We start from the raw sequence: 16,012 nt of genomic DNA on the forward strand, positions 1-16,012 counted from the left end.
GAGCGAATCTGCATCGATTTTTACTTTTTCTTACGGATGTACAACACGAGATTGTGGTCAACCAAATCGAAGCCATGCTCCTCAGCAATCTTATGCTGCAGCGCTTCGATCTCTGGGCTAGTGAACTCGATAACCTCATTGGTATCCAGGTCAACCATATGGTCATGATGACCACCGTCGGCCAATTCGAACACTGCATGACCGCCGTCGAAATTATGACGAACCACCAGCCCTGCGGCTTCAAACTGGGTCAGTACACGGTAAACCGTGGCCAGGCCGACGTCCTCGTTAGACTCCATCAGCGCCTTGTAAACATCCTCGGCACTCATGTGGCGCTGCTCAGCAGAATCGAGCATTTGTAGAATCTTGACTCGTGGCAGAGTCACTTTAAGACCGGCTTTGCGTAGTTCGCTATTTTCAACCATGGTTAGCTTTCTCGCGGATGCTGCTTCGCAGCTTCTCTTAATACGGGTATGATCGGCGTTTACGTTGTCCCAGCCAAGATAGTGGAAGTCGCCCACCGATGCAAAACACCAAGCTCTTGCTAACCAGTTTCACCTTTGTGGGACTGCTCGCACTCGCCGGTTGTTCATTCCCCGGGGTTTACAAAATCGACATCCAGCAGGGCAATGTCGTCACGCAGGACATGATAGACCAGTTACGCCCGGGAATGACCCGACGGCAAGTACGGTTTATTATGGGCAACCCCCTGCTGACCGACACTTTCCACGCCGATCGCTGGGATTATCTCTACAGCCTGCAGCCTGGTGGCGGTGAACGCCAACAGGAACGTGTCAGCGTCATTTTCAATGGCAATGACCAGCTTGTCAGCCTGTCCGGTGACTTCATGCCTGGCGTAAGCCGGGATGAAGCCCTGCTCGGCAAAGACAATGGCACCAACGTGACTGCACCTGCGCAGGAAAGCGAGAAGCCGAAATCCGAAGTGCCAGCGAAGCCAGGCTCGTTGCTCGACAAGATTCAGAAGGACGTCGACGGAGTGGAAACCGTTCCGGTACCGACGCCTCAGCCGCTGGACACCAGCCCGCAGTAACATTGCGGCACCTACAAAAAAGCCCGGCACGCCGGGCTTTTTGCTGCCTGATGATTAGCAATCTTATGAGTTCTGCTGCTTGATCAACGCCGCCTTGGCGGCACGCAGCCTTCGCACCTCTTTAGGGTCGACGAGCAAAGGTCGATAGATCTCAATGCGATCACCCGATTGCACAACGCGCGCTTCAGCGTCGGCGACAACCTTACCGAATATCCCCAAAGGACAATCAGCCAGATCCAACTCGGGAAACCGCACTGCAATTCCTGACGCCTGTACCGCCCCTCGCAGACTGGTACCCGAAGCCACCGTTACCGCCAGCAAGACCTGCTGATCTAGGGCAGCGTATACCACCTCAATCTCAACCATGCAGTTGCTTGGCCCGCTGACAGAACGCATCTACCAGCGTATTGGCCGCCTGATTGAACAATGGCCCCAATGTCGCCCGCACAAGCGGGCCAGCGTAATCAAACGATAGGTCCAAGCTGATCTTGCAGGCCTTGTCGGTCAGCGCCTTGAATACCCAGATACCGTGTAACTGGGTAAAGGGGCCTTCCTGCAGATTCATTTCAATGGACTTGCCCGGCACCAACACATTGCGCGTGACAAAGTGCTGGCCCAACCCACCTTTCGCCACACCGACACTGGCGACCATGTGCTCATCAGTGCTTTCAAGCACCTCAGCCGTTGAACACCAAGGCAGGAATTCCGGGTAACGCGCCACGTCGTTGACCAGGTCATAGAGCGCCTGCGCCGGATAGGGCAGCAGGGCCGAACGTTGAATATGCGTCGTCATGTGCGCGTTATTTCCACAGCTGAGCGGCAAACATCGCGAAAGAACAGCTCGTTCCGCGAGAGAAAAAAACCAAAGAACTGCCAGCATTGTCCGGGATTCGACCAACACGCTCAAGCACGTAGGTTGACCGTAGCCGACACGCTCGCAACTCCCTATAATGCCGCCCCTATGGCTAAACAAAAGAAACACCCCACAGGGACCATCGCGCAAAATAAAAAGGCGCGACACGATTACTTCATCGAACATCGGTTCGAGGCTGGTCTGGTCCTGGCCGGCTGGGAAGTAAAAAGTCTGCGTGCCAGCAAGCTGCAACTGGTCGACAGCTACGTATTGCTCAAGGATGGCGAGGCATGGCTGCTGGGCAGTCATATCACCCCGTTGACCACTGCGAGCACCCACGTAATTGCCGACCCGGTGCGCACGCGCAAACTATTGCTCAACGCACGCGAACTGGAAAAGCTCGCCGCTGCCGTGCAGCAGAAAGGCTACGCCTGCATCTGCCTGTCCTGGTACTGGAGCAAGCATCTGGTCAAGTGCGAGATCGCACTGGGCAAGGGCAAGAAGGAATACGACAAGCGTGATACCGAGCGCGAACGCGATTCCAACCGGGAACTGCATCGCGCTGTGCGCAACAAGGGCAAGGAAGAGTAACCCTTGTGACGATGTAGCCTCGGAATAAATCCCCCGGCTACATCCCTTTACGCCGCTCCGCTCGCGCCACGCGCTGAACCTCCTGACGCACTTCCGCCAACACTTCCTGCACGTATTCCAAATGACGCGTTGAGACTTCTCGCGCCTGCTCTGCCCGCCCCTCAATAATTGCCAGGTACAACTCCCGATGCTGACTGATCAGCATGTCGCGGGTTTCCGTACGCTGCTGATACATGCCGCCAATATTGGTCACCACGTTACGCTTGAGCAGGTCGAACAGGCCGCGAATGGTGTGCAGCAACACGGCGTTATGACTGGCCTCCGCAATGGCCAGATGAAATCTTGCATCCGCAGCACCCTCCTCGACCCGACTCACTTCATCAACGCGGCCATAGCAATCCTGCAGCGCCTCGAATGCAGCGGTCAGCCGCTCGCGATCGACCTCGGTGGCACGCAACGCAGCGTAATAAGCACAGGATGCTTCGAGGGTCTGGCGGAACTCCAGCAGGTCACGCTGCGCCTCGGGGTTGTTTTCCAACAGGTGTAGCAACGGATCACTGAACGTCGAGCCCAGTGACTCGGCAACATAATTGCCTCCGCCCTGCCGACTCACCAACAACCCCTTGGCCGCCAGTTTCTGAATGGCCTCCCGCAGCGACGGACGCGACACGCCAAACCGCTCAGCCAAAGCGCGCTCAGCCGGCAAGCGCTCACCCGACTTCAGCGTGCCCTCAAGGATCATCCCCTCAAGCTGCTCGACAATATCGTCAGACAAACGGCGCTGACGCACCTGATCAAACCCCATAACTCACTCTCCACCATCCCGACCACTCGCCGGGCCCTCTATTCTGGCCTATCGCCGCCCTTCCAGCACCTATCAGAACAGCTTCGATTCAACCGATCAGATGGTCTTACCCAATGACCTACGACCAAAGTTTCGCGAGCGGCAAATTGACACATCCCCTGAAGGCTTTTAACCTACCCTCCAGCGATTGTAAATTGGTAATACCAATTATCCAGATCGACTAAAAAGTGCCTGACCAACAACAATTAGGGGCCACCCCATATGCAAACCTGGCAACAGCTTTACAGCCCGCTCGGCAGCCTCGGCCTGTCCGCATTGGCCGCCGTTATTCCGATCGTATTTTTCTTCCTGGCCCTGGCCGTGTTTCGCCTCAAAGGCCACGTGGCCGGCAGCATCACGTTGGCGCTGTCGATACTGGTGGCAATCTTTGCCTTCCAGATGCCAGTAGATATGGCGCTGGCCGCTGCTGGCTACGGCTTCGCCTACGGTCTTTGGCCTATTGCCTGGATCATTGTCGCGGCGGTGTTTCTCTACAAACTAACGGTCAAGAGTGGCCAGTTCGAGATCATCCGCAGCTCGGTGCTGTCGATCACCGATGACCAACGCTTACAGGTGCTGCTGATCGGTTTCTGCTTTGGCGCCTTCCTGGAGGGCGCTGCCGGTTTCGGTGCCCCCGTGGCAATTACCGCCGCATTGCTGGTAGGCCTGGGGTTCAACCCGCTGTACGCAGCCGGCTTGTGCCTGATTGCCAACACCGCGCCCGTTGCCTTTGGCGCCCTGGGGATTCCGATCATCGTTGCCGGGCAAGTGACCGGTATCGATGCCTTCAAGATCGGCGCCATGACCGGACGCCAGTTGCCCCTCTTGTCGCTGTTCGTGCCGTTCTGGCTGGTATTTATGATGGATGGCCTGCGCGGTGTGCGCGAAACCTGGCCGGCTGCGCTGGTCGCTGGCTTGAGCTTTGCCATCACTCAATACTTCACGTCCAACTTCATCGGCCCGGAACTGCCGGACATCACCTCGGCTTTGGCCAGCCTGATTTCCCTGACCCTGTTCCTGAAAGTCTGGCAACCCAAGCGCACCGCAGGCGCGCAGATTGCGGGCGCAACCTCCGGCGTAGCCATTACCGCCAGTGTTGGCGGCTTCGGCTTGCCACGCAGCACCGTCGCCTCGCCTTATAGCCTGGGGCAGATCTTCAAGGCTTGGTCGCCATTCCTGATCCTCACCGTGCTGGTGACTATCTGGACGCTCAAACCGTTCAAGGCGATGTTCGCCGCCGGCGGCTCTATGTACAGCTGGGTGTTCAACTTCGCGATCCCGCACCTGGACCAACTGGTGGTCAAGGTCGCACCCATCGTGACCAACCCGACTGCCATTCCAGCGGTATTCAAGCTGGACCCAATTTCAGCCACTGGTACCGCGATTTTCTTCTCCGCACTGATTTCGATGCTAGTACTGAAGATCAACATCAAGATTGGTCTTACCACTTTAAAAGAGACGTTCTACGAACTGCGCTGGCCAATCTTGTCGATCGGCATGGTGTTGGCCTTTGCCTTCGTCACCAACTACTCCGGCATGTCGTCGACCATGGCGCTGGTATTGGCTGGTACCGGCGCAGCCTTCCCGTTCTTCTCGCCGTTCCTTGGCTGGCTGGGCGTTTTCCTGACGGGCTCCGACACTTCGTCCAACGCCCTGTTCAGCTCGCTGCAAGCCACTACAGCGCACCAGATCGGCGTCAACGACACCCTCTTGGTAGCCGCGAACACCAGCGGCGGCGTTACCGGCAAAATGATCTCGCCGCAATCGATTGCAGTGGCCTGCGCCGCAACCGGCCTGGTGGGCAAAGAATCCGATCTGTTCCGCTTCACCCTCAAGCACAGCCTGTTCTTCGCCACAATCGTCGGGCTGATCACGCTGGCTCAGGCCTACTGGTTTACCGGCATGCTGGTGCACTAAAGCCACAAGCAATAGGGTAATAGCCGACGCCGGGCGGTAACCTCGGCGTCGGCATTGCGCATTCGTGTCAATACGGCGCCCTGGGGGTGCTGATCCTGGAGGCCCCATGAGTCTGCCTGCCGCTTTCTTAGCTGACGTCGCACAGCTGATCCCAAAAGATCGGCGTTTCGACGATCCACTTTCCACCCTCGCATTCGGCACCGACGCCAGTTTTTACAGATTGGTCCCACAACTAGTGATCCGCGTGGAGTCGGAAGGTGAAGTGGTAGCTCTGCTGCAACTGGCCCAGCGTGAGCGCGTGCCAGTGACCTTCCGCGCGGCCGGCACCAGTTTGTCCGGTCAAGCGATCAGCGACTCCGTACTGATCGTGCTGGGAGACAATTGGAACGGCCGCGAGATTCGCGGGCACGGGACTCAGATCCGCCTGCAACCCGGCGTAATCGGTGCCCAGGCCAACGCCTGGCTGGCGCCGTTCGGGCGCAAGATCGGCCCGGATCCCGCATCGATCAATGCCTGCAAGATCGGCGGAATCGTCGCCAACAATGCCAGCGGCATGTGCTGCGGCACCGCGCAAAATACCTATCACACCTTGGCTGGCATTCGTCTGGTGCTGGCCGACGGCAGTTGCCTGGACACCGAAGATGCGGCCAGCGTCAGCGCCTTTCGTGAGCGGCACGGCGCGCTGCTTGAACGCCTGGCGACACTGGGTCGCGAGACGCGGGCAAACGCCGAACTCGCCGCGAAAATCCGCCACAAATATCGTCTGAAAAACACCACAGGACTGTCACTCAATGCCCTGGTGGATTTCGATGAACCACTGGATATTCTTAGCCATCTGCTGGTCGGCTCCGAGGGTACGCTGGGCTTTATCAGCGCAGTGACCTACGACACCGTGATCGATCATCCCAACAAAGCCTCGGCATTGATTGTGTTCCCCAATGTGGAGACGTGCTGCAACGCAGTAACCGTGTTGAAAACCCAGCCGGTCTCAGCCGTAGAGCTGCTGGATCGACGTAGCATGCGTTCGGTCCAGAACAAACCCGGCATGCCCGCCTTCGTACAACACCTGTCGGAAAATGCCTGCGCGCTGCTCATCGAATCCCGCGCGGCATCACCTTCTTTGCTGCATGAGCAAATGGCGCTGATCATGGCGTCCCTGGCCGTTTTCCCCGTCGAGAAACAGGTCGATTTCACCGAAGACCCTGTAGAAAACGCCCGACTCTGGGCGATTCGCAAGGACACCTTTCCTGCCGTCGGCGCTGTGCGCAAAACCGGCACCACGGTGATCATCGAAGACGTAACCTTTCCCGTCGAGCAACTCGCCATCGGCGTAAACCGTCTGATCGAACTGTTCGACAAACATCACTACGACGAAGCCATCCTTTTCGGACACGCCCTGGAAGGCAATCTGCACTTTGTGTTCACCCAAGGCTTCAACAGCGCCGAAGAAGTCACACGCTACCAAGCGTTCATGGATGACGTGGCGCAACTGGTGGCCGTCGAGTTCGGCGGCTCACTGAAAGCCGAGCATGGTACCGGACGCAATATGGCGCCATTCGTCGAGTTGGAATGGGGCAGCGATGCTTACCAACTGATGTGGCAGCTCAAGCGCCTGCTCGACCCCAACGGCATTCTCAACCCCGACGTAGTGCTCAGCAACGACCCGCAGATTCACCTCAAGCACCTCAAACCACTGCCTGCAGCCGACGAGCTTGTGGATAAGTGCATCGAGTGCGGCTTCTGCGAGCCTGTGTGCCCCTCAAAAGGCCTGACGTTGAGCCCACGCCAGCGCATCGTGATCTGGCGCGACATTCAGGCGAAGAAACGCGCCGGCGTCGACACCACCGAACTGGAAGCCGCCTACCACTACCAAGGCATCGACACCTGCGCAGCCACCGGGCTATGCGCCCAGCGCTGCCCTGTGGGAATCAATACCGGCGACTTGGTGAAAAAGCTGCGCAGTCGTGACGCCGACCGTACGAAAACAGCCGAATGGCTCGCCACCCATTTCGCCACCGCACTGCAAGGTGCGCGCTTTACCCTGCATGTCGCCAATGGTGCTCGCATGCTGCTCGGCGCTCCTCGCCTGACGAAGCTGTCTGCCACCGTGACCAAGCTGTCCAAGGGACAAATTCCGCAGTGGAGCAGCGCTATGCCACAGCCGGAAAAGGCGATTCATTTCAGCCCGGCTATGACGGATGAGCGGCCTCGAGTGGTCTACCTGGCGGCGTGCGTCTCACGCGCCATGGGCCCGGCGTTCGGCGATAAAGAGCAGATGTCGCTGTACGACAAAACCCGGGGCCTGCTGGAAAAGGCTGGCTACCAGGTCGTCTTTCCCGACAACCAAGACAGCCTGTGCTGCGGCCAGCCGTTCGCTTCCAAAGGCTATGCCGAACAGGCAGAGCACAAGCGCCAGGAGTTGATCGGCGCCCTGCTCCATGCCAGCCGCGGCGGCCTCGATCCGATCTATTGCGACACCAGCCCGTGCACCCTACGTCTGGTGCAAGACCTGGGCGAAACCCGCCTGGACCTCTACGACCCAGTACGCTTTATCCGCACACACCTGATGGACCGCCTTGATTTCATGCCGCAGGAAGCACCGATCGCCGTACACGTCACCTGCAGTACCCAACACCTGGGAGAAAGCCAGGCGCTGATCGACCTAGCCCGTCGCTGCGCCAAAACCGTCGTGATTCCAGAAGGCATCCACTGCTGCGGGTTTGCCGGCGACAAAGGCTTTACCACGCCAGAACTCAATGCCCACTCACTGCGCACCCTCAAGGATGCCGTGCAATATTGCAGCGAAGGCATCTCCACCAGCCGCACCTGCGAAATCGGCTTGAGCCAGCATGGCGGCATTGATTATCACGGGCTGGTGTACCTCGTGGACCGCGTCACCCAGGCCCGCGCCCAATAATCCTGCAAAAAAAACAGAACCCCTGCACGCCAGCGTAGTCACTTGAATAGGCCTCGACGAACGAGGCCAATCAGTGATGTCGCTGGCAGCGCTTGAAGGCCAGCAGCGTCGAGCCCTTTGCGCAAGGAGATACCCTATGAAGCGTTCCGCTCTTGCTGGCTTGTTCGTTACCGCTGCGATGCTGGCGTCCCCGGTCTTCGCGGCCGACAGTGAAAAAGACCTGTGCCAGATCAATATAGACAAAATTAACAACGCCAAAGCGACACTCGCCACCGACACCACCGGCAAGAGTGGGGAAATAGACACGATTGTCTCCCAAGCCAAGGCATTTCACGCATCTGGCGATGATAAGCAGTGCATCGAAGTCACCAGCAAAACCCTGCAAGACCTGCAAAACAGCAACAAAGGCGGCAAGTAAGCAGTAAGGCCAACCTTCGGGTTGGCCTTCGGTGACCGTATGGCGTACACTGCACAGGCTTGTCACTCACTATGAAACAACGAGTTACAAGCACGGGGCCGTTTAGGATTCGACGCCGGTCGCGAAACTTTAGGTGCATGCCGAGTTGGTAACAGAACTCGTAAATCCACTGTTGCAACTACTTATAGTTGCCAATGACGAAAACTACGGCCAGGAATTCGCTATCGCTGCGTAAGCAGCCTTAGACCTGAGCTTCTGGTACCTTCGGGTCCAGCAATCACCAGGGGATGTCTGTAAACCCAAAGTGATTGTCATATAGAACAGAATCGCCGTGCAGTACGTTGTGGACGAAGCGGCTAAAACTTACACAACTCGCCCAAAGCACCCTGCCAGTCGGGTCGCTGAGGGTTAACTTAATAGACACGGCTAAGCATGTAGTACCGACAGCGGAGTACTGGCGGACGGGGGTTCAAATCCCCCCGGCTCCACCACTTTTACATCTAAAGACGTCCAAGGGCGTCTTTTTTTGTGCCTGAAATCCAGCAAATACGGGGCTTTCAGGTCCAATGGTGTCCGATGGTATCTGAGTTCATCCTACAATTCGTGTATTCCACGTGGTATTCCAAACCCACGACTGGTATTTTTTGGAATACACGCAGTATCGGAGATCACCATGGGTGCTCAAGCCACGCGGCTTTCAGACGTCAAAGTCAAAGCAGCGAAACCAAAAGAAAAAGACTACATCCTCACTGATGGCGACGGCCTTCAAATGAGGGTGAGAGCCAACGGCTCAAAGCTGTGGAATTTTAACTACATTCACCCAGCAAGCAAAAAACGAATCAACATGGGCCTTGGCACCTTTCCGGAGGTGAGCTTGGCTCAAGCCCGGAAACGGACCGTAGAAGCCAGGGAGTTGGTAGCGCAAGGGATAGATCCGAAGGAGAAGCGCGACGCGGATCGAAAAACCTTAAGAGCGACTACGGAACACACATTTAGAAACGTAGCCACCGCGTGGTTCGAGCTCAAAAAAGACTCCGTCACGACTGCCTATGCTGAGGACATCTGGCGTTCGCTGACGCTGCATGTTTTCCCCGACTTGGGTACGACCCCGATCTCAGCGATCACTGCGCCGGAGGTCATAAAATTGCTTAGACCGCTTGAGACCAAAGGCAGCCTTGAGACCGTGAAGCGACTGAGCCAGCGTCTTAACGAAATCATGACTTACGGCGTGAACTCCGGCCTGATTCACTCAAATCCACTCAGCGGGATTCGCTCGGTCTTCAAGAAACCGAAGAAGAAAAACATGGCAGCGCTCGCGCCAGACGAACTGAAAGAACTAATGATGACTGTGGCCAATGCCAGCATAAAAAGGACTACACGTTGCTTGATTGAGTGGCAGCTTCACACCATGACTCGCCCCGCAGAAGCAGCTACCGCACGGTGGGCAGACATCGATATCGGCAAGAAGATCTGGACAATACCAGCGGAGCGGATGAAAAAGCGTCGGACTCACATCATCCCACTCACGGAACAGGCTTTAGGGCTTCTAGAGGCTATAAAGCCGCTGAGCGGCCACCGCGAGCATGTTTTCCCAGCAGACCGTAATCCCCGAACCCATTGCAACAGCCAAACGGCCAATATGGCGCTGAAGCGTATGGGATTTGAAGGCCGCCTTGTGAGCCATGGAATGCGCTCAATGGCCAGCACCATCCTCAACGAGCACGGCTGGGATCCTGAGCTGATCGAGGTTGCGCTTGCTCACGTCGACAAGGATGAAGTACGTAGCGCGTATAATCGGGCCGATTACATTGAGCGTCGACGCCCAATGATGAAGTGGTGGAGCGAGCATATCAAGGAAGCGGCTACCGGAAACCTTTCAATAGCCGCAATCATTGACTGCCAGGACTGAAGCCACACTTCAATGAGTTGGAAGACCAACGTCTCATCTTCGGGTGGCCCGTGAGCAGGCATTAGTTTGCGATCTACAGAGCTAAGTAAAGGCAGCGTTTTTCGCTGCCTTCCTGTCTGATAAAGTGGCACGCCATGATGGCAGTGGTTCTTGCAACGACTTACGCGCCCCAAGTGAATTGTTAGTAAATGAACAACCTAATAACGATTAGACAAAACACCACAAACTCCAGGAACGATACGAATGTCGTTTGAAAAGCTGTCTAAAATTAACATAGATGAATTCATTCACGGTTTAAGACAATCACTTCGAACGTCGTATGAGCTCATATTCGAAGATACTGAATTTGACGAATACATGCAGAGCATTCGAGCCAACATAGAGAGCGGCGATCTCGATCAGGAGCGCCTGAATGATGAGCTAATTAACTATCTTGCTTCAACTCCTCTCAGTCCCCATTACCCTTTTTTACGTGCTGCCGTTCTAACCGACTTAACCCTACAAGCTATAGCTCGCAAGGATTATGAAGCCTTTATAGCGTTGGCTTTGCAGGCCAGCGCCTACGTTGAAGGCGCTGCTGTGCATGCGCAATTCAATTCACTACTGGATATCCCCGCTGCACTACGTCGACGAACCACGCAAGCAGCAGCGGCAGCCCGAAGTGAAACATTCCAATTAGCGAAGGATCAGGCACTGCTGCTAATCAGCCAAAGACGTCCAAGCGACGGCTGGGATGATCTGACACATGCAGCAGAGTCAATAGAAGAGGAGCTAAGCGCCTTTATAAAAAGTAACAAAATCAGTTTAACGAAAAATCGGATCGTGAGCAATCTGAGACAATGGTCTAAAGAAGACGCAAGCTTTCGAGACTCATTAAACCGTATACTTACACCTTCCGCCGGGTAGTTTTCATACTCCAAGAGAGGATGACCTACGAGGACGCCCTCTTTTCTTAACTGCCCGCTTCGGCATCTCTCCACGACCGAAAGTTCTAGCTCTTCCATCTATAACAATTCGAACGTAATATTCAATCTTAGTTAAGTAAATCGCTGCTTTCTGCAAATTCTTTCGCTTATCCTTGTCAGAGTGCTCAATCATACCAATGCCGCAAGCACGATACGCATCCTTCCTACGATTGCAATTGTAATACACCCCTCTTCCGTGGGTCGCTTTGTCGGCCCATGTCTCACCGATCATTCTGGCCCAGCCTATATCCTCCCTGACCCGAGAACCATCTAGAAAAAACATGCAGTGATAATGATATCCTTTGGAGAGTCCGTATTCCAACTTCCAAGAATGCCCTAGCAACGTGTTTGTAGGAAGCTTACGCCTCAACACACCCATTAACTTTTCTCTATGCAATTTTACGTCTTCGAAACTTAATTGCTCTCGCACTCCTCCACCACCGACTAGCTTTGAATATCCTAAATCTACTCGCAGAACTAATACTCGTGATGTTTCTTTAAAAATAGCATCGATATACGCAATGAGGCTTTTGTAATTTTTATTAGAAAGTCTACGGTGTGCATTTAGCTGCTTTCTGAAAGCCGCACCACGCACCAAGAGTCTAATCCGCTCAACAGCAACATTAATCGAATGGACCAGCGCAAGCAGATCACCATGAAAAGTCTTCGGATTACGATGACTATAATACTGAAGAGCATGCTCTTGAGTCGCTTGAAAGAAAACCTTAACCAATGGACTGAAATCATGAATTGGATAATACCGCTGAATTTCCTGCTTAGCCCAGATGTAAACCAGCAGTCGCTCTCCCATGCTGGTTAACTTTATTTTTTGCCCACCATAACCCTCCTGGAGATATGCCACAGCATCATCAGTCTCGACCACGTTTTGAACAAGCTTCTCTATTGCGCTAATTTTTAGTATCGAACTCCTTTCTCCATTGACTGCTATGGTTGCGGATGTATCACTATCGAAATACGATGTGGTACTTTCCAGCAACGCCTCTTCAACGTATCTATCTACTCTTTTCATCCCAACCTCTACATCATCATCTTTCATAAACCTGTGCTATGCGCGCACAGTTTTAGACAGCAATAAGCATCATACAAACGTCTCGACTGACGGAGTGCTTATTAATTGCTCACTTTCATTGCTCGACAAACCTATTCACAATTGATAGCTCACTGACAAAAGTCAGAGCAATCAATAGGTATATATGCTCACAAACACCTAGAACTAATACTAATTAATACCAATAACAAAGAATCCAGAATTCCTCTATAGGTGATTCAGAAGGGAATCTAGGCACAGGAAGAAATTTGCAAAGCGTTGCTTCGGAGCAAAAAGGCATAGTTACAGAACCACAAGCATCGAGTTAGTGCTACGCCAGATATGACCAATGGCTGGTCAGGACTCAGAGTCGGTTGCCCTAGACTGAATCCAGTCGTTGATATTCGCTTCCAGCCATCCAACAGCTGAGCAGCCAAGCTTTATCGGCTTGGGGAAGGTCTTGTCGTACCTAGGCGAATTGACGTTCATCCGATCATAAATTGTGGACCGCGATAAACCGATACGTTCCTGGACCTGCCTCATCCGGAGAACCCTCATTTGCCTTTGCGTCTGCGCTTCCATCGTCAACCTCTCATGAGTCAAATTGGCTATGGATCGACTTTAAATATTCATGCGAATCCCGTGCAAAATTGTGCTTACGTAAAAAAATACACCTCGCGTAAGCCGTAAGAATGACGACCTGAAGAACTAACCCAAGCTTTCCGGAAGAACCAACACGCACAGCGGTTGTAGACCTAACTGGAACACCACACTTATAACCAAATAGAATATTAAAACTATTTAATATTCTTTATTGATAGATAGATTCATGCTAACTATCAACACACTAATCAAACTTATTTGAAACACATATTACCTAATTGGATATATGGATTATTCAAAGCGAAACGCCATCCACAACCAAGCACTCAACTACGGAAACTAAAATGAACAACTCATGCCCGAACTGTAATTCATCTCGCATAACCACTAGAAATATCGGACGAAAGACTGGCGGTTTTATTGGATCTGTAGGAGGCGCAACGAGTGGTGCCACGGGAGCGTTATCAGGTGCAGAGCTAGGCGCAACTTTAGGTGTTACTGGTGGCCCTATAGGCATTGCGATAGGGGGAATCGCTGGCGCCCTTATAGGTGGGCTATTCGGCGGAGTAGCAGGTGGCATTGCTGGCGCGACTGTGGGGGAGCAGGTCGACACGAGAATACTTAATAACTTCCAGTGTTTAAGTTGCCGTCATTCTTTTACGTCCAGAAGCTGATAACTCACAATACTGTTAACTTCATTAAACTTTGTTAGCGAGTTAAAAAATGGCTCATCTCATCGAAAAAATGGCTTATGTCGGTGCTACTCCTTGGCATGGTCTTGGCAACCAACTAACCAAAAAGCAACCTCTTGAAGTCTGGCAAGAGGAAGCGGGCATGGACTGGCTGATACAGGAAAGTCCGGTCCACTACAAAGCTGGCTCAATCGGCCACTTGGGAAGCATTCACACCTTTCCTGAGCAGAAAGTACTGTATCGCTCCGATACGAAAGTCGCTCTCTCAGTCGTATCTCAACGCTACCAGGTGGTGCAACCCCGTGAGGTATTAGAGTTCTACAGAGACCTCACCGAGGTTTCAGGCTACGAACTGGAAACGGCTGGGATACTGAAAGGTGGTCGTAAGTTCTGGGCACTGGCTCGAACCGGGCAAGGCACGACGCTCCGTGGTAATGACCAGGTGAATGGTTACCTGCTGCTAGCCACCTCCTGTGACGGTACGCTGGCTACGACGGCAACACCGACCACGGTGCGGGTGGTATGCAACAACACGTTGACCATAGCCCTGGACGGCGTAGCCAACGCTATCAAAGTACCGCACAGCACGCGTTTCGATCCACAAGCGGTGAAAAAGCAGCTCGGTATCGCCGTCTCTCAATGGGACGAGTTCATGTACCGAATGAAAAATCTGTCTGAGCGAAAGGTTCAGTGGCCCGAGGCGATGAGTTTCTTCATGAACGTACTGTGTGACACCAGCCCTGATAGTCCGCTACCGGCAGTCCTGCCTAATGAGCGGGCATTGCGGAAGGTGCAAAATCTATACGAAGGACAGGGACGCGGATCGACACTGGAGTCGGCTCAGGGCACTGCCTGGGGGTTACTCAACGCTGTAACGGAGTATGTGGACCACGAGCGTCGAGCTCGAAGTAGTGAGTACCGCATGGATTCCGCATGGTTCGGCCAAGGGGCAACTCTCAAGCAACGAGCACTAAATGCTGCCCTAAAGCTTGCGGCATAAAGCAACGGCCTCTCAGCCCGTACCAAACAGGCTGGGAGGTCGTCGTTGAGAAGACAGTAACTCTCAAAGCCCAGCGTCGCCCAGCAGCTCAGATGGCTTACGTTGGATCGCTTTGGCAATGCGCAAGATATTCAAGAACGTAACATTTCGTTCTCCTCGCTCGATTTTTCCCATATGGGACCGATCAATCTGCGCGAAGTCGGCTAATGCTTCCTGGGAAAGCCCTAGCTCAAGTCGACGAGCACGCACAGCAGCCCCCAAACGTACAAGGTCACGGTCTTTATCAAGGCTTGCGGAGATTCTTTCCATGCCGAGAATCGTTACGCTATGATGCCTAAACGACCACGGTATTTACGACCCTTTTTGGCTCGTTGACGTAACGTGCGAGATCCCCAACCGAGCCCCTCACGGCATCAATGCCATGACTTTAAACCCAGTTAAGGAAAGCAGCGGAAGCTATGAAAATCTCTAAAGTACTTGTCGCAACAGCACTCGTAGTTTTATCGACCCAATCTAAAGCAGATCTTTGGAGCCAATATCAAACCCCGAACGCCATTAAATGCGAAGTTTTAAGAAACAACATTAAACACTGTACAGATTCAACCAGACCAGAAAAACATGTAGTACAGTACCAGGACCAAAGTGGTCAATCCACAATGAGAGAAGAGTCTACCTTCGAAGCCGTCACATGCATTCCGCAGCTAGAAAAATGCATAGATAACAGTCGAAACTATCGTGGCAAAAGTAATACTGAGAAAGATATGAAATACTTTGTTTACTTAGACTTTTATATCTACCCAGGGGCCGACGGAACTGACTGGGCTTATAAAAATGGTACAGGGCCTTTATTCGGAGGCGCTCCAGCAGGTAACACCGTAGTAAAACCTGTCGCCACCTCAGTGAAAGCAACACCCAATGCTTCCGGAACCTATGACATTTGGTGTGATCCTCAAGGTGATAGTTGCGATCTAACAATTGATGGAGGTAGCGACCAAGTAAGTCGTGCTCGGCTTCCCGTTTACGTACCGATAGCTTCCAATACAGAAAATTGCTCAATGGAGTTTTGTTACGACTCTAAGCAGAATGTTATCGGCCTTAACCCTGACTACCATCTGTGGAAAAATTAATACTTCGAGTCGGTGTTAAGGCGTTAAGGCGTCAAGCACGACGCCATTAAGAATATTTATTTGTAGGCACAGGGTGT

Annotated in this window: 17 protein-coding genes and 1 other RNA gene; 11 read left to right on the forward strand and 7 right to left on the reverse strand. The window is 53.4% G+C overall.

The window, feature by feature from the left end; all coding sequences use genetic code 11:
* Window positions 1-20: 20 nt before the first annotated feature.
* Window positions 21-425 carry a ferric iron uptake transcriptional regulator gene (gene fur / locus LRO94_RS24505; RefSeq protein WP_003194220.1) on the reverse strand — a complete coding sequence of 135 codons (405 nt, stop codon included), beginning with the start codon at window positions 423-425 and terminating at the stop codon, window positions 21-23.
* A gap of 98 nt (window positions 426-523) precedes the next feature.
* On the opposite strand from fur, the gene LRO94_RS24510 reads away from it, so the two are divergent.
* Complete coding sequence (locus LRO94_RS24510; RefSeq protein ID WP_017528805.1) at window positions 524-1,051, forward strand: outer membrane protein assembly factor BamE; 528 nt, start codon at window positions 524-526, stop codon at window positions 1,049-1,051.
* A 63-nt stretch (window positions 1,052-1,114) separates the two neighbouring features.
* Here LRO94_RS24510 and LRO94_RS24515 read toward each other — a convergent pair whose 3' ends face one another.
* Window positions 1,115-1,417: an RnfH family protein gene (locus LRO94_RS24515; protein WP_032884706.1), complete on the reverse strand. Its 303-nt coding sequence runs from the start codon at window positions 1,415-1,417 to the stop codon at window positions 1,115-1,117.
* Complete coding sequence (locus tag LRO94_RS24520; protein ID WP_032884705.1) at window positions 1,410-1,844, reverse strand: type II toxin-antitoxin system RatA family toxin; 435 nt, start codon at window positions 1,842-1,844, stop codon at window positions 1,410-1,412. Before LRO94_RS24520 ends, LRO94_RS24515 begins: the two co-directional genes overlap by 8 nt.
* Window positions 1,845-2,012: 168 nt before the next feature.
* Between LRO94_RS24520 and smpB the strand changes: the two genes are divergently transcribed.
* Window positions 2,013-2,495, forward strand: a complete 483-nt coding sequence (smpB, locus tag LRO94_RS24525) for an SsrA-binding protein SmpB (RefSeq protein WP_003176160.1) — start codon at window positions 2,013-2,015, stop codon at window positions 2,493-2,495.
* 37 nt (window positions 2,496-2,532) lie between these two features.
* On the opposite strand, the gene LRO94_RS24530 is transcribed toward smpB, so the two are convergent.
* Window positions 2,533-3,300 (reverse strand): FCD domain-containing protein, encoded by a 768-nt coding sequence (locus tag LRO94_RS24530; protein WP_032884703.1) that lies wholly within the window; start codon window positions 3,298-3,300, stop codon window positions 2,533-2,535.
* 261 nt (window positions 3,301-3,561) lie between these two features.
* Here LRO94_RS24530 and LRO94_RS24535 point away from each other — a divergent pair, with 261 nt between their 5' ends.
* The 6 genes from LRO94_RS24535 to LRO94_RS24560 all read left to right on the forward strand — a co-directional run bounded on the left by LRO94_RS24535 (window position 3,562) and on the right by LRO94_RS24560 (window position 11,406).
* A complete protein-coding gene (locus tag LRO94_RS24535; protein ID WP_032884701.1) occupies window positions 3,562-5,256 on the forward strand; it encodes a lactate permease LctP family transporter in 1,695 nt (564 codons plus the stop codon).
* A 106-nt stretch (window positions 5,257-5,362) separates the two neighbouring features.
* Window positions 5,363-8,173: an FAD-binding and (Fe-S)-binding domain-containing protein gene (locus tag LRO94_RS24540; RefSeq protein ID WP_179179864.1), complete on the forward strand. Its 2,811-nt coding sequence runs from the start codon at window positions 5,363-5,365 to the stop codon at window positions 8,171-8,173.
* A 136-nt stretch (window positions 8,174-8,309) separates the two neighbouring features.
* A complete protein-coding gene (locus LRO94_RS24545; RefSeq protein WP_179179863.1) occupies window positions 8,310-8,591 on the forward strand; it encodes a hypothetical protein in 282 nt (93 codons plus the stop codon).
* Window positions 8,592-8,685: 94 nt separating this feature from the next.
* Window positions 8,686-9,082: a transfer-messenger RNA gene (gene ssrA / locus LRO94_RS24550) on the forward strand.
* Between the two features lie 182 nt (window positions 9,083-9,264).
* Entirely contained in the window at window positions 9,265-10,500 is a 1,236-nt protein-coding gene (locus tag LRO94_RS24555) for an integrase domain-containing protein (RefSeq protein WP_179179862.1), read from the forward strand.
* Window positions 10,501-10,743: 243 nt separating this feature from the next.
* A complete protein-coding gene (locus tag LRO94_RS24560) occupies window positions 10,744-11,406 on the forward strand; it encodes a hypothetical protein (protein ID WP_179179861.1) in 663 nt (220 codons plus the stop codon).
* A gap of 3 nt (window positions 11,407-11,409) precedes the next feature.
* Here the strand turns inward: LRO94_RS24560 and LRO94_RS24565 are convergent, their stop codons facing one another.
* Entirely contained in the window at window positions 11,410-12,522 is a 1,113-nt protein-coding gene (locus tag LRO94_RS24565; RefSeq protein ID WP_179179860.1) for a YagK/YfjJ domain-containing protein, read from the reverse strand.
* A 348-nt stretch (window positions 12,523-12,870) separates the two neighbouring features.
* Entirely contained in the window at window positions 12,871-13,095 is a 225-nt protein-coding gene (locus tag LRO94_RS24570) for a helix-turn-helix transcriptional regulator (RefSeq protein ID WP_179179859.1), read from the reverse strand.
* 365 nt (window positions 13,096-13,460) lie between these two features.
* Here LRO94_RS24570 and LRO94_RS24575 point away from each other — a divergent pair, with 365 nt between their 5' ends.
* A complete protein-coding gene (locus tag LRO94_RS24575; RefSeq protein WP_233896900.1) occupies window positions 13,461-13,790 on the forward strand; it encodes a hypothetical protein in 330 nt (109 codons plus the stop codon).
* A 49-nt stretch (window positions 13,791-13,839) separates the two neighbouring features.
* The gene (locus LRO94_RS24580) at window positions 13,840-14,808 is read left to right on the forward strand and encodes a DUF932 domain-containing protein (RefSeq protein ID WP_179179858.1); all 969 of its coding nucleotides are present in this window, start codon (window positions 13,840-13,842) and stop codon (window positions 14,806-14,808) included.
* Window positions 14,809-14,871: 63 nt separating this feature from the next.
* On the opposite strand, the gene LRO94_RS24585 is transcribed toward LRO94_RS24580, so the two are convergent.
* A complete protein-coding gene (locus LRO94_RS24585) occupies window positions 14,872-15,117 on the reverse strand; it encodes a helix-turn-helix domain-containing protein (protein ID WP_090399705.1) in 246 nt (81 codons plus the stop codon).
* Window positions 15,118-15,266: 149 nt separating this feature from the next.
* On the opposite strand from LRO94_RS24585, the gene LRO94_RS24590 reads away from it, so the two are divergent.
* Window positions 15,267-15,935, forward strand: a complete 669-nt coding sequence (locus tag LRO94_RS24590) for a hypothetical protein (protein ID WP_179179857.1) — start codon at window positions 15,267-15,269, stop codon at window positions 15,933-15,935.
* Window positions 15,936-16,012: the final 77 nt, after the last annotated feature.

It is taken from the genome of Pseudomonas sivasensis, assembly GCF_021391435.1.
In the GTDB taxonomy this organism is placed as follows: domain Bacteria; phylum Pseudomonadota; class Gammaproteobacteria; order Pseudomonadales; family Pseudomonadaceae; genus Aquipseudomonas; species Aquipseudomonas sivasensis.

Bases quoted from the DNA above. Each gene is read 5' to 3' on its own strand.
- fur (WP_003194220.1), bottom strand. From the start codon at position 425: ATGGTTGAAAATAGCGAACTACGCAAAGCCGGTCTTAAAGTGACTCTG.
- LRO94_RS24510 (WP_017528805.1), top strand. From the start codon at position 524: ATGCAAAACACCAAGCTCTTGCTAACCAGTTTCACCTTTGTGGGACTG.
- LRO94_RS24515 (WP_032884706.1), bottom strand. From the start codon at position 1,417: ATGGTTGAGATTGAGGTGGTATACGCTGCCCTAGATCAGCAGGTCTTG.
- LRO94_RS24520 (WP_032884705.1), bottom strand. From the start codon at position 1,844: ATGACGACGCATATTCAACGTTCGGCCCTGCTGCCCTATCCGGCGCAG.
- smpB (WP_003176160.1), top strand. From the start codon at position 2,013: ATGGCTAAACAAAAGAAACACCCCACAGGGACCATCGCGCAAAATAAA.
- LRO94_RS24530 (WP_032884703.1), bottom strand. From the start codon at position 3,300: ATGGGGTTTGATCAGGTGCGTCAGCGCCGTTTGTCTGACGATATTGTC.
- LRO94_RS24535 (WP_032884701.1), top strand. From the start codon at position 3,562: ATGCAAACCTGGCAACAGCTTTACAGCCCGCTCGGCAGCCTCGGCCTG.
- LRO94_RS24540 (WP_179179864.1), top strand. From the start codon at position 5,363: ATGAGTCTGCCTGCCGCTTTCTTAGCTGACGTCGCACAGCTGATCCCA.
- LRO94_RS24545 (WP_179179863.1), top strand. From the start codon at position 8,310: ATGAAGCGTTCCGCTCTTGCTGGCTTGTTCGTTACCGCTGCGATGCTG.
- LRO94_RS24555 (WP_179179862.1), top strand. From the start codon at position 9,265: ATGGGTGCTCAAGCCACGCGGCTTTCAGACGTCAAAGTCAAAGCAGCG.
- LRO94_RS24560 (WP_179179861.1), top strand. From the start codon at position 10,744: ATGTCGTTTGAAAAGCTGTCTAAAATTAACATAGATGAATTCATTCAC.
- LRO94_RS24565 (WP_179179860.1), bottom strand. From the start codon at position 12,522: ATGAAAGATGATGATGTAGAGGTTGGGATGAAAAGAGTAGATAGATAC.
- LRO94_RS24570 (WP_179179859.1), bottom strand. From the start codon at position 13,095: ATGGAAGCGCAGACGCAAAGGCAAATGAGGGTTCTCCGGATGAGGCAG.
- LRO94_RS24575 (WP_233896900.1), top strand. From the start codon at position 13,461: ATGAACAACTCATGCCCGAACTGTAATTCATCTCGCATAACCACTAGA.
- LRO94_RS24580 (WP_179179858.1), top strand. From the start codon at position 13,840: ATGGCTCATCTCATCGAAAAAATGGCTTATGTCGGTGCTACTCCTTGG.
- LRO94_RS24585 (WP_090399705.1), bottom strand. From the start codon at position 15,117: ATGGAAAGAATCTCCGCAAGCCTTGATAAAGACCGTGACCTTGTACGT.
- LRO94_RS24590 (WP_179179857.1), top strand. From the start codon at position 15,267: ATGAAAATCTCTAAAGTACTTGTCGCAACAGCACTCGTAGTTTTATCG.